Here is an 11456-nt window from a genome sequence, read left to right as displayed (position 1 = left end):
ACCCCCACGAAGGATCCAACCGCTACACCACTTCGAGGGACTTGACCCGCCCACCTACGGGCCGCTTGAAGACATCGCCTGGACCAGCCTCGACCACCTTGAGGGCCCCCAGCCCGTCGGCATGAAGAAAGCCAACCCGCACGGTCTGCACGACATGCTCGGCAACATCTGGGAATGGTGCTGGGACTACGCCGATCCCGCCCGCTACGGCGACTACCGCAGTCTGCGCGGGGGTGGCTGGGCGGATGAACCCTGGAGCGTGCGCGCCTCAGTGCGCCGGGGCAGCGCCCCGGACGCCGTCCTGGAGGACGTGGGACTCCGCCTGGCCCGGGGTCTGGTCGGCAGCCCGGGACAAGCTCAGGGCTGGTCCCATGAGGCAGACAGGCAACGAGCCGCCATCTGCGGGCCGCTTCCCGTGGGGTGGACACCCTTGCGGGAGATCTTCGCCTGAGAAGGGAACCGCCCAGCCTCATTCGGCGGAACGGAGCCGATCCGTAGGCAACGACAACATCACCGTCGCGGTGAGATCCGGCGCCTTGGCCACCGCCCTGTCATCGAGCCGCGGCGCCACTGTGACGGCCTCTCGTGAGAACTCCTGGATGCCCACGGGCACCCATGCGTCACCCTCGGTGCGAAGCAGCCATTGTTCGCCCAACGCCTGCAAACCGACGGTGTCAAGCAGTTCTTCGGCCTCGGTCGACTCCATGGGTTCACCGCATCGCCGACGCAGGAGGTCGTAGGGGATGAAGAGGCCTTCGTCGGTCATCTCGATGTACCCGACGTGCTCGCGGTCATCAGCGCGGAGGTGATCTAAAACAGTGGTCACGGTGACAGCCTAGAGTTGTCGACTCGATACCCCAGCCTGCTCCCCGCCCCAGCACGGCAGGGGCGTCCGGCCAGGCTCCCTCACACACCGGATCCCGCCCCCTCTCCGAACGGTTCACGGCGAGTCGCGTGCAGTCTTTGCTGCATCTCGACAACCCCGAGGGTGACGACGTCCTCCACGGGATCGGCCCGGCCACTGACTGTCCCCGTGCTGCTGCGCCCGCGCGCCTTCACCAGGGTCACCGTCAGAGACCCCTGCCTGGGGTCTCCGGCACCGCGCTTCCCGAGCGTTGACCCCACTCACTGACGGGTCTGGGCGCGAGTCGGTTTCGTACCAGTCTTCGCTGCCTTCGTCGATGCGGCAAGGCAGTCCACGGTTCTGATGAGCCGAGGGGTCACTACTCTCCGACGCGCAGCGCCAGAACCCAGCGGATCGCCCCGCAGCATCGGTGCACCACAAGGCACACCTCGGACGCTCCAACCATTGTTTGCAGCACTTGCGCAATGCAGCTCACACGATCGCCTCCCTCCTTGCGGAATACCTGACATGGGTATACGTTTGACTAGTACCCGTACCCGGTAGGGGTACTCCCGACGTACAACCCGACATACAAGGAGGACACCTGATGGCTTCGAACGATTACCAGGTGACGGGCATGACCTGCGGCCACTGCGAGATGTCGATCCGCGAGGAGGTCAGCGAGATCCCCGGCGTCCAGGACATCCAAGTCAGCGCGCAGACCGGCAAGCTCAACGTCACCGCCGAGGGCGAGATCGACGACGCCAAGGTCCTCGCGGCGGTCGAGGAGGCCGGCTACTCGGCGGTGCGCGTCTGATGAAGGCCGGAGGACGGCTCGCGCTCTACGGGGCCGGGTTGGTGGTGGCGTTCGGCGGGGCCTTCGGCCTCGCCAGCGCCGTCATTCCCGATAGCTTCGCAGCAGCATGGGCAGAAGGAAGCGGCGTGAACGCACACGGTGAAGGGCACGGCGACGCTGCGCAGGAAACCGCGGAGCCCGCTCTGAACGGGGTCTCCGCAAGCGCGGACGGCTTCGTGCTCTCTCCGGTCCAGGCCCCCACGGCCGCAGGCGAGGATGGAGACCTGAGCTTCCAGATCCTCGACGAGTCCGGCGAACCGGTGACCGAATACACCACCGCGCACGAGAAGGACCTGCATCTGATCGCCGTGCGCACCGACGGCGCCGGCTTCCAGCACGTGCACCCCGAACTCGACACGAGCACAGGCACCTGGTCGGTGCCGTGGACCTGGGACGAGGCGGGCACCTACCGCGTGTACGCCGACTTCACACCCGCGGGCGAGGAAGCCGAAGGCATCACTCTCACCCGCGCAATCGAGGTCGCGGGCGACTTCACCCCTGTCGAGACCGAGGCGCAGCCCACCGACGAGGTCGACGGATACACCGTCTCCCTCAACGGCGACCTCACTGCGGGCACCTCAAGCGAGCTCACCATCTCGGTCGAGCGTGACGGTCAGCCGGTGACCACGCTGGAGCCTTACCTGGGCGCGTTCGGCCACTTAGTGGCGCTGCGCGAGGGTGACCTCGCCTACCTGCACGTCCACGCCGAGGGCGACCAGCCCCAGGCCGGGGACACGGCCGGACCCGACATCGGATTCGCAGCGGAGGCCCCGACCGCCGACCGTTACCTGCTCTACCTGGACTTCCAGGTCGACGGGCAGGTGCACACCGCCGAGTTCGTGATCGACGCCGAGCATGGTGACGGCACGAAGACAGACGATTCGCATTCCGACGGCCACTGACCCGCAGGGCCCGGCGTCGCACGAGAGCTGAGAAAGAAGGAAGAGGATGAGCACATCAGCGCCCCCAACGGGTGGGCTGGACATCGAGTTGGAGATCGGCGGGATGACCTGCGCCTCCTGCGCGAACCGGATCGAGAAGAAGCTAAACAAGCTCGATGGCGTCGCGGCCACCGTCAACTACGCCACTGAGAAGGCTAAGGTCACCGTGCCTGCCGGCTACGATCCGTCACTGCTGGTCGCCGAGGTCGAGAAGACCGGGTACACGGCCGCACTGCCCAAGCCCAAGGACACTACGGCGAACACGTCGGAGACCGAGGCCGGGGAGGAGGAAGACAGTGAGCTCACCTCGCTGCGGCATCGGCTGATCGGCGCGATCGTGCTCACTGTTCCCGTAATCGCGATGGCGATGATCCCCGCGCTGCAGTTCACGTATTGGCAGTGGGCCTCACTCGCCCTGGCCGCACCGGTGATCATCTGGGGAGCTTGGCCGTTCCACAAGGCGGCGTGGACAAACCTCAAGCACGGTGCGGCGACGATGGACACGCTCATCTCGATGGGCACCTCCGTCGCACTGCTCTGGTCGCTCTACGCGCTCTTCCTCGGCACTGCCGGCACTCCCGGCATGACGCACCCCTTCGAGTTCACGATCGCTCCGTCGGATGGCGCGGCGAACATCTACCTCGAAGTCGGCGCGGGCGTGACGATGTTCATCCTCGCCGGCCGCTACTTCGAGAAGCGATCCAAGCGCCAGGCCGGGGCCGCGCTGCGCGCCCTCCTGGAGCTGGGCGCGAAGGAAGTCGCCGTACTCCGCGACGGCGTAGAGGTGAAGATCCCCACCTCTGAGCTGGCGGTCGGCGACGAGTTCATCGTCCGTCCAGGCGAGAAGATCGCCACCGACGGTCTCGTGACCTCCGGCTCCTCCGCGGTGGACGCCTCGATGCTCACCGGCGAGTCCGTGCCGGTCGAGGTCCGCGAGGGCGACTCGGTCACCGGTGCCACCGTCAACGCCGGCGGCCGCCTGGTCGTGCGGGCGACTCGTGTGGGTTCGGACACACAGCTCGCACAGATGGCGAAGCTCGTCGAGGACGCGCAGACCGGCAAGGCCGAGGTGCAGCGTCTGGCCGATCGCATCTCCGGCATCTTCGTGCCGATCGTCATCGTCGTCGCGTTCATCACCCTCGGCGCCTGGCTGGGAGGCGGGTTCCCCGTCGCCGCCGCGTTCACCGCAGCGGTCGCCGTGCTCGTCATCGCCTGCCCCTGCGCGCTGGGTCTGGCAACCCCGACCGCGCTGCTCGTCGGCACCGGGCGCGGTGCGCAGATGGGCGTCCTCATCAAGGGTCCGGAGGTGCTGGAGTCCACTCGCAAGGTCGACACCGTCGTGCTCGATAAGACCGGCACCGTCACCAGCGGCAAGATGACTCTGACCGACGTGATCACTGAGCCCGGTGTGGAGCGTGCGGAGCTGCTGCGTTTCGCCGGTGCACTGGAAGACTCTTCCGAGCATCCGATTGCGCAGGCGATCGCCAAGGGCGCGACCCAGGAAGTCGGCCAGCTGCCTACTCCAGAGGACTTCGCCAATGTCGAGGGCAAGGGCGTGCAGGGTATCGTCGAGGGGACCCCGGTCGTCGTCGGCCGCGAGTCTCTGCTGGCGGACTGGTCGCAGAAGCTCTCTCCGGAGGTCGCACAGGCGAAGGCCCAGGCCGAGGGCGAGGGCAAGACGGTCGTCGCGATCGGCTGGGACGGTGCTGCGCGTGGCATCCTGGTCGTCGCCGACACCGTCAAGCCCACGAGCGCCGAGGCGATCCGCGGGCTCAAGGAGATCGGCCTGACCCCGGTGCTGCTCACCGGTGACAACGAGGCCGTGGCCCGCCAGATCGCGTCCGAGGTCGGCATCGACGAGGTCATCGCCGAAGTGCTACCCAAGGACAAGGTCGACGTCGTCACCCGCCTCCAGGAAGAGGGCAAGATCGTCGCGATGGTCGGCGACGGCGTCAACGACGCCCCCGCGCTCGCGCAGGCCGACCTGGGCCTCGCGATGGGCACCGGCACGGACGTCGCGATCGAGGCCTCCGACATCACGCTCGTGCGCGGTGACCTGCGGGCCGCCGTCGACGCGATCCGCCTGTCCAGGAAGACCCTGTCGACGATCAAGACCAACCTGTTCTGGGCATTCGCTTACAACACCGCCGCGATCCCGGTCGCTGCGCTCGGCATGCTCAACCCCATGCTCGCAGGTGCGGCGATGGCGTTCTCCAGCGTCTTCGTCGTCGGCAACAGCCTCCGCCTGCGCGGGTTCACGAGCGTCGCCTCGAAGTGACGTACGAGAACCCACCCATCCACACGAATCCAATAACGAAGGAACACCAGAGAATGAGCAGCTGCTGCAGCACGAACGAGACCAACCCGGCCGTGGAGAACGGTGGACGCGAGAACCTTCTTGGCGGGGGCGCCGATGACATGACTACCTGCCCGGTCATGGTCGGCACCCCGGTCAGCAAGAAGACCGCCGAGGCCGCCGGCCTCTACCGCGACTTCGAGGATGAGCGCTACTACTTCTGCTGCGCTGGCTGTGGGCCCGCGTTCGATTCGGACCCAGCCAAGTACGCCGCCAACATGGCGTAATCCACCAGCGTGCGGGGTGCCGCGGCACCGCTGCGGCACCCCGCCACCTGATCGGAGCGAGCCGACATGACCACTACGACTCCCACCACCGAAACCCATCTCGACACCTGCCCCGCAGGAGGCGACGGCGACGCGTCCGTCCACGGATACATCAGCGATAAGACGAAGTACCGCAATCGCCTGCGCCGCCTGGAAGGCCAAATCCGCGGCATCGATCGGATGGTCGACGAGGACCGCTACTGCATCGACATCCTCACCCAGATCTCCGCAGTCACCAGGGCACTCGAAAACGTCGCCCTCGGCCTGCTCGACGATCACCTCAAGCATTGCGTCCTCGACGCCGCACTCGCCGGCGGACCAGTCAGCGAGCAGAGGCTCGGCGAGGCGTCCGAGGCCATCGCCCGCCTCGTGCGCTCCTGACGCCGGCGCATCATTTCGATCACGACCAGCATCCAGGAGTTCTTCTATGACCCCACAGCACGTCCTCATCCTCGGATCGGGAGCAGCCGGGGCCGCAGCCGCCCGCACTCTCGCCTCACGCGACGATGTCCGGGTGACGCTGGTGACCCGCACCGGGGAGACGCCCTATACGCGGATGCTCATCAAGGGAATCGCGTTCGGTCCGACACCGCCGGAGATGATCAAGCTCCCGCTGCCTCAGATCGAGGTCATCGCCGACACCGTGCTCAAAGTCGATACCTCGGCGAAGCAGGTCCAGCTGACCTCCGGCGCACAGGTCTCCTACGACGCGCTCATCGTCGCGACCGGGAGTATGCCTCGCTCCCTGCCCGCTGACGTGTTCGGCGGCGAAGACGCCGGACAAGGGCGGGTCACCGCTCTTCACTCCGTGGAGGATGCCCTGGGCATCCGAAAGCTGCTGACCGGACTGGGGCGACCCGCGCGGGTAGCGATCTACGGCGGTGGAATCATCGCAGCCGAGACAGCCTCGTCTCTGCAAGCCGACGGACACATGGTCACGCTGGTCTCCCGCAGTTCAGTTCCCGGCGTCGGAGCGTTTGGGGCGCCCGTGGCTGAGCGCCTCGCCGCCGACCATGCCGCCAAGGTGCAGGCCCGATTCGGTCGCACTCTCCAGCATGTCAACGAAACAGAATCCGGTGTCACCATCACCCTCAACGACGGAAATCCCGTCGTGGCTGACTTCCTTCTCCTCGCGCTCGGCACGACGCCCGCAGCCCCGTCACCGTGGACGAACGGTATCGACGTCGACGATCACCTCCGCGCCGCGGCAGAACACGTCTACGCAGCCGGAGGTGTGGCCACGCACCACGACGAGGCACTGGGCGCCTGGCGCATCGACCATTGGGAAGACGCCGCCGCACAGGGTGCGCATGCCGCGCAGGCCGCATTGCACGACCTCGGCATTAGCGACGATCCGGGCGCCTACCTGCCACGCAGCCCTTACATGGCAATGGTCTACGGTCAGATGATCTCCGGAGTCGGGTACACAGCCGGCGCAGACGCCCACCTGGAAGCCGGTGAGGAGTTCATCGTCCGCCACGAGACCGACGGCATCGTCGTCGGCGTCACTGGCATCGACGCAGTCGGCACCGTCTACCAGTGGGGGCAGCAGCTCCACGGCGTGCGGGCATAGGCGATGGCGGGAGACTGTATTAGGCAGATCCCACGGCGGGGCTTCGTGCTCTCGCTGGCAGCGACCATTCTCATGATGGCCGCTGCCAGCGCGCCGTCCTTGTTCTACCCCCAGATCGCCGAACGGCTCGGACTCATCCCCGTCGCCACCACACTCGTGTTCGCGGTCTACACCTTCACCCTCCTGGCCGCGCTGCTCTACCTCGGACCACTCTCCGACCACGTCGGCCGACGTCCGGTCTGGCCGCCGGTTCTTTGGCGCTGGCGCTGAGCGTGGCCATGTTCTGGTTCGCCGGTAGCCTCGCGGCGCTCCTGGTCGCCCGAGCCTTGCAAGGGCTCGCAGCGGGTGTGCTGATCCCGGCGCTGTCGGCGATGATGATCGACTTCGAGTCCCCGTCGCATCGGAACATCGCAGCCCTGTGGAACACGATCGGCCCGATGATTGGCCTTGGGGCCGGGGCTCTCGGTGCTGCGCTTCTCCTCGATCTCACCTCCGAACCGACAACTGCCGTCTTCGGGTCGCTCGTGCTTGCCTTCCTCATCGTGGCAACGGTCGTGTGGAGCACATCGGAACTGGCCCCGAAGACCCGGATACGACGTGGCGACCTCCGTCCGCGGTTCACCGTGCCACCGCACCTGCGCCGCATGTTCACCGCCGGAGTGCCCGTGATCATCGCCGGGTGGGCGACCAACGGGCTTTTCCTCGCGCTCGGAGCCGACCTCGTCGGCAGTGAGCTTGGGGGCTCCACGCACACCCAAGCTGGGATCGTCATCTTCGCACTGGCGATCTCCGGAGTCACCGCCTCGTCCGTCCTACAGCGGCGTTCCGCCCGCACCATCAGCCTGTATGCGACCAGTGCCCTGGCGTTCGGCACCGCAGTGAGCATCGGCGCCCTCGCACTCGGTTCCTACTCAGCCTATGTCGCCTCGGTCGCGATCGTCGGTTCCGGGTTCGGCACAGCGTTCCTCGGGGTACTGCGCACACTCATGCCCCACACGGCATCGTCGGAACGCGCCGCCGTGATGGCTGTGATCTACACAGTTGCCTACCTGGCATTCGGCGTGCCCACCATCGTCGCCGGATTGCTCGTGCCGGTGCTCACCCTGTCGGGGACGATGACGATCCTCGGTGCGATCATCATCGCCCTCAGCCTCGTCGCCACCGTCCTGCGCCTGCGCATCCCGCACCCGGCCGCAGGCCCGGCAGAGACTGACGACTTCCCCGAGCCTCCCACCGGCTCTCACCGCCGATCCGCACCCGACCGAGAGGAGCAGCCATGACCTACGTGATCGCGCTTCCCTGCGTGGACGTCAAGGACCGCGCCTGCATCGACGAATGTCCTGTCGACTGCATCTACGAGGGCGAACGCTCGCTCTACATCCACCCCGACGAATGCGTCGACTGCGGAGCCTGCGAACCGGTCTGCCCCGTCGAGGCCATCTACTACGAAGACGACCTGCCCGACGAATGGTCTGACTACTACAGGGCCAACGTCGAGTTCTTCGACGAGTTGGGTTCTCCCGGAGGAGCCGCGAAGATCGGACCGACGGGCTTCGACCATCCCCTCATCGCCGCATTGCCCATCCAACACGAGCAGACCCTCTGAGAAGGGGCTTCCGATTGATCCATACCGACACAACACACAAGCCTTGACTAGTACCCCCTAGGGGTATAGGGTAGGCATATTGATGAAAGGAAATGACATGCAGAGGAGACTGCGAACAGGACTGGCAGCGGGAGCGCTCGGAGTGGCGCTCGTGCTCGCCGGTTGCGCCAGCGGAGCAGACGACGACCAGCAGACCGACCCTTCGGCTACTGAGGAGCATCAGGGCCACGGCGGCAACAACGCAGAAAGCGCTGATGAGGAGATGGAGCACCCGATGGACGGCGGACCGGCACCCGAGGGTATCGCCGAAGCCAGTGAGCCCACCTACCCTGTCGGTACCGAGGTGCAGCTCACGGCCGACCACATGGAAGGCATGGAAGGGGCTACAGCAACGATTTCCGGCGCATTCGACACGTACACGTACTCCGTGAACTACACGCCCGCAGGTGGCGGCGACCCCGTCACTGATCACAAGTGGGTCGTGCAGGAAGAAATTGAGGATGCCGGCGACGAGCGTCTGGCCGACGGCACAGAGGTGACTCTGCTCACCGAGCACATGGAAGGCATGGAAGGCGTAAAGGCCACCATCGCTTCGTCCACCGATGAGACGGTCTACATGGTCGACTACGAGACGGACGGCATGAAGATGACGAACCACAAGTGGGTCGTCGAGAGCGAGATCCAACCAGCGTCCTGAGCCGACGTTCGCTTGCCCGGCCACCGGGTGAGCGGCAATCGGCCTGGCTCGATGACGGAGGAGAGGAATCATGACGGACCCGAACTCACACCAGCACCACGGCCACGAAACCGATACACCCGCCCACGGCGAGCATCACCACGGGTCTGTGTCCGCGCACGCCTCGGCGGATGCGCACGGCACGCTCGAGGGTCAGCACACCGGGCATCAGGGCCACGCCATGGACCACGGGCAGCACTCAGGCCACACGGGCCTCGACGAGCACGGCGGCCACGATGAGCATGCCCAGCACGGTGGGCACGGAGATCACAGCGGCCATGGCGGGCACGGGGACCACGTTGGCCAGTTCCGCCGGCTGTTTTGGATCAACCTCGTCATCGCCATCCCCGCGGTTGCCCTCTCACCGATGTTCGCCATGCTGCTGGGCTACGAGGTCCCCGGCTGGGCGGGCTGGGTCGCCGCGGCACTGGGCACCGTCATGTACGTCTGGGGCGGCAGGCCCTTCCTCACCGGTGCCGTCAGCGAGTTGAAGTCCCGCAAGCCCGGGATGATGCTGCTCATCGCTCTGGCGATCACGGTGGCCTTCTTCGCCTCCTGGGCCGCCACGCTCGGGCTCGTCCATCACGAGCTCGAATTCTGGTGGGAACTGGCGCTGCTGATCGTCATCATGCTGCTGGGCCATTGGATCGAGATGCGCTCCCTGGCCCAGACCACCTCGGCGCTCGACTCGTTGGCGGCACTGCTGCCAGACGAGGCCGAGCGCGTCGAGGGCGAGAACGTCGTCAAGGTGGCCCCAGCCGACCTCGACGTGGGCGACGTGGTCATCGTGCGCCCCGGCGGCAGCGTCCCGGCCGACGGAACCATCGTCGACGGCCGCGCCGAGATGGACGAGTCCATGATCACCGGCGAGTCCCGCCCGGTCTCTCGCGGCGAGGGCCAGACCGTCACCGCCGGCACCGTCGCCACCGACTCCGGCCTGCGGGTGGAGATTACCGCCACCGGTGACGACACCGCCCTGGCCGGCATCAACCGGCTCGTCGCCGAGGCGCAGAACTCATCCTCCCGCGCCCAGCGGATCGCCGACAAGGCCGCGGCCTGGCTGTTCTGGTTCGCTCTTGGCGCGGCGCTGGTCACTGCGGTCGTCTGGACGCTCATCGGCATGCCCGACGAGGCCGTCGTGCGCACCATCACCGTGCTCGTCATCGCCTGCCCCCACGCCCTCGGCCTGGCGATCCCGCTGGTCGTCTCCATCGCCACCGAGCGAGCCGCCCGCGGAGGCGTCCTAGTGAAGGACCGCCTGGCGCTGGAGTCCATGCGGCAGGTCGACGCGGTGCTGTTCGACAAGACCGGCACGCTGACCAAGGGCGAGCCCACCGTCACCGGCGTCGAGCCGACCGGCGAACTCGACGCCGACCAGGTCCTCGCCCTCGCTGCCTCGGCCGAGGCCGACAGCGAGCACCCGCTCGCCAAGGCCATCGTCACCGCCGCCAAGGACAAGGGCCTTGCCCTCCAGCAGGCCAGCGGCTTCTCATCCTCGCCCGCCGTCGGCGTCACCGCGACCGTCTCCGGCCAGGAGGTCCGCGTCGGCGGGCCCCGGCTGCTCGAGGAGACCGGTCAGCACGAGGTCGGCACGGCCGAGGCATGGCGCTCCGAGGGCGCGATCATTTTGCACGTTCTCCGCGGCGGCCAGGTGGTCGGCGGGCTGAGGCTCGCCGACGAGGTCCGGCCAGAATCCCGCGACGCCGTCGACGCCCTCCACGCCCTCGGTGTCGAGGTCGTCATGATCACCGGCGATGCCGAGGCGGTCGCAAACGAGGTGGGACGGGAGCTCGGCATCGACCGCGTCTTCGCCGGCGTGCGCCCGGAGGACAAGTCCGCGAAGGTCTCCCAGCTGCAGGAAGAGGGCAAGAGGGTCGCGATGGTCGGCGACGGCGTCAACGACGCCCCGGCTCTGGCGCAGGCCGATGTCGGCATCGCGATCGGCGCGGGCACCGATGTCGCCATCGCCTCGGCCGGGGTGATCCTGGCCAGTTCCGACCCACGCAGCGTGCTCTCGATCATCCAGCTGTCGCGACGCGCATACGGCAAGATGAAGCAGAACCTGTGGTGGGCCGCCGGCTACAACCTTCTTTCGGTGCCGTTGGCGGCCGGTATCCTGGCACCGGTGGGATTCGTCCTGCCAATGTCGATCGGCGCGATCCTGATGTCAGCCTCCACCGTGGTTGTCGCGCTCAACGCCCAGCTGCTGCGGCGCATCGACCTCACACCCGAAGCCAGCACGCGTTCCGTCCTGGAGCGCCAGAAGTAAGGACATGCC

At 67.0% G+C, this 11456-nt stretch carries 14 protein-coding genes; 12 read left to right on the top strand and 2 right to left on the bottom strand.

Annotation, left to right across the window (positions count from 1 at the left end):
• Positions 1-13: 13 nt before the first annotated feature.
• Positions 14-451: a formylglycine-generating enzyme family protein gene (locus tag FLM69_RS00875; protein ID WP_370510493.1), complete on the top strand. Its 438-nt coding sequence runs from the start codon at positions 14-16 to the stop codon at positions 449-451.
• Positions 452-469: 18 nt separating this feature from the next.
• Here the strand turns inward: FLM69_RS00875 and FLM69_RS00870 are convergent, their stop codons facing one another.
• Positions 470-826 carry a hypothetical protein gene (locus FLM69_RS00870; RefSeq protein WP_061873204.1) on the bottom strand — a complete coding sequence of 119 codons (357 nt, stop codon included), beginning with the start codon at positions 824-826 and terminating at the stop codon, positions 470-472.
• 625 nt (positions 827-1451) lie between these two features.
• Here FLM69_RS00870 and FLM69_RS00865 point away from each other — a divergent pair.
• The 10 genes from FLM69_RS00865 to FLM69_RS00820 all read left to right on the top strand — a co-directional run bounded on the left by FLM69_RS00865 (position 1452) and on the right by FLM69_RS00820 (position 9139).
• Positions 1452-1661, top strand: coding sequence for a heavy-metal-associated domain-containing protein (locus tag FLM69_RS00865; protein WP_006213359.1), 210 nt, complete (start codon positions 1452-1454; stop codon positions 1659-1661).
• Positions 1661-2602, top strand: coding sequence for a hypothetical protein (locus tag FLM69_RS00860; protein ID WP_181743460.1), 942 nt, complete (start codon positions 1661-1663; stop codon positions 2600-2602). The genes FLM69_RS00865 and FLM69_RS00860 overlap by 1 nt, the downstream gene beginning before the upstream one ends.
• 46 nt (positions 2603-2648) lie before the next feature.
• Positions 2649-4919 carry a cation-translocating P-type ATPase gene (locus FLM69_RS00855; protein ID WP_141842710.1) on the top strand — a complete coding sequence of 757 codons (2271 nt, stop codon included), beginning with the start codon at positions 2649-2651 and terminating at the stop codon, positions 4917-4919.
• Positions 4920-5059: 140 nt separating this feature from the next.
• Positions 5060-5224 carry a hypothetical protein gene (locus tag FLM69_RS00850; protein ID WP_306462451.1) on the top strand — a complete coding sequence of 55 codons (165 nt, stop codon included), beginning with the start codon at positions 5060-5062 and terminating at the stop codon, positions 5222-5224.
• Positions 5225-5290: 66 nt separating this feature from the next.
• On the top strand, positions 5291-5644 hold the full coding sequence (locus tag FLM69_RS00845) for a metal-sensitive transcriptional regulator (protein WP_006214162.1): 354 nt from the start codon (positions 5291-5293) through the stop codon (positions 5642-5644).
• A gap of 46 nt (positions 5645-5690) precedes the next feature.
• Positions 5691-6836 (top strand): FAD-dependent oxidoreductase, encoded by a 1146-nt coding sequence (locus FLM69_RS00840; RefSeq protein WP_141842708.1) that lies wholly within the window; start codon positions 5691-5693, stop codon positions 6834-6836.
• A gap of 75 nt (positions 6837-6911) precedes the next feature.
• On the top strand, positions 6912-7106 hold the full coding sequence (locus tag FLM69_RS00835) for an MFS transporter (RefSeq protein ID WP_141842707.1): 195 nt from the start codon (positions 6912-6914) through the stop codon (positions 7104-7106).
• Positions 7107-7114: 8 nt separating this feature from the next.
• A complete protein-coding gene (locus FLM69_RS00830; protein ID WP_141842705.1) occupies positions 7115-8116 on the top strand; it encodes an MFS transporter in 1002 nt (333 codons plus the stop codon).
• Complete coding sequence (fdxA, locus tag FLM69_RS00825; protein ID WP_141842703.1) at positions 8113-8442, top strand: ferredoxin; 330 nt, start codon at positions 8113-8115, stop codon at positions 8440-8442. Before FLM69_RS00830 ends, fdxA begins: the two co-directional genes overlap by 4 nt.
• A 97-nt stretch (positions 8443-8539) precedes the next feature.
• A complete protein-coding gene (locus FLM69_RS00820; RefSeq protein WP_141842701.1) occupies positions 8540-9139 on the top strand; it encodes a YdhK family protein in 600 nt (199 codons plus the stop codon).
• Between the two features lie 85 nt (positions 9140-9224).
• Here the strand turns inward: FLM69_RS00820 and FLM69_RS11465 are convergent, their stop codons facing one another.
• Complete coding sequence (locus FLM69_RS11465) at positions 9225-9356, bottom strand: hypothetical protein (RefSeq protein WP_255502629.1); 132 nt, start codon at positions 9354-9356, stop codon at positions 9225-9227.
• A gap of 3 nt (positions 9357-9359) precedes the next feature.
• On the opposite strand from FLM69_RS11465, the gene FLM69_RS00815 reads away from it, so the two are divergent.
• A complete protein-coding gene (locus FLM69_RS00815) occupies positions 9360-11447 on the top strand; it encodes a heavy metal translocating P-type ATPase (protein WP_141842700.1) in 2088 nt (695 codons plus the stop codon).
• The last annotated feature ends 9 nt before the right edge of the window (positions 11448-11456 follow it).

This window comes from Micrococcus sp. R8502A1 (assembly GCF_006704135.1).
Classification (GTDB): domain Bacteria; phylum Actinomycetota; class Actinomycetes; order Actinomycetales; family Micrococcaceae; genus Micrococcus; species Micrococcus luteus.
Note: the sequence above shows the minus strand (reverse complement) of the source record. Positions and strands in the feature narration are given on the sequence as shown.

Excerpts from the sequence above, each read along its gene's own strand:
- FLM69_RS00865 (WP_006213359.1), top strand. The coding sequence starts at position 1,452 with ATGGCTTCGAACGATTACCAGGTGACGGGCATGACCTGCGGCCACTGC.
- FLM69_RS00860 (WP_181743460.1), top strand. The coding sequence starts at position 1,661 with ATGAAGGCCGGAGGACGGCTCGCGCTCTACGGGGCCGGGTTGGTGGTG.
- FLM69_RS00855 (WP_141842710.1), top strand. The coding sequence starts at position 2,649 with ATGAGCACATCAGCGCCCCCAACGGGTGGGCTGGACATCGAGTTGGAG.
- FLM69_RS00850 (WP_306462451.1), top strand. The coding sequence starts at position 5,060 with ATGACTACCTGCCCGGTCATGGTCGGCACCCCGGTCAGCAAGAAGACC.
- FLM69_RS00845 (WP_006214162.1), top strand. The coding sequence starts at position 5,291 with ATGACCACTACGACTCCCACCACCGAAACCCATCTCGACACCTGCCCC.
- FLM69_RS00840 (WP_141842708.1), top strand. The coding sequence starts at position 5,691 with ATGACCCCACAGCACGTCCTCATCCTCGGATCGGGAGCAGCCGGGGCC.
- FLM69_RS00835 (WP_141842707.1), top strand. The coding sequence starts at position 6,912 with ATGGCCGCTGCCAGCGCGCCGTCCTTGTTCTACCCCCAGATCGCCGAA.
- FLM69_RS00830 (WP_141842705.1), top strand. The coding sequence starts at position 7,115 with ATGTTCTGGTTCGCCGGTAGCCTCGCGGCGCTCCTGGTCGCCCGAGCC.
- fdxA (WP_141842703.1), top strand. The coding sequence starts at position 8,113 with ATGACCTACGTGATCGCGCTTCCCTGCGTGGACGTCAAGGACCGCGCC.
- FLM69_RS00820 (WP_141842701.1), top strand. The coding sequence starts at position 8,540 with ATGCAGAGGAGACTGCGAACAGGACTGGCAGCGGGAGCGCTCGGAGTG.
- FLM69_RS00815 (WP_141842700.1), top strand. The coding sequence starts at position 9,360 with ATGGACCACGGGCAGCACTCAGGCCACACGGGCCTCGACGAGCACGGC.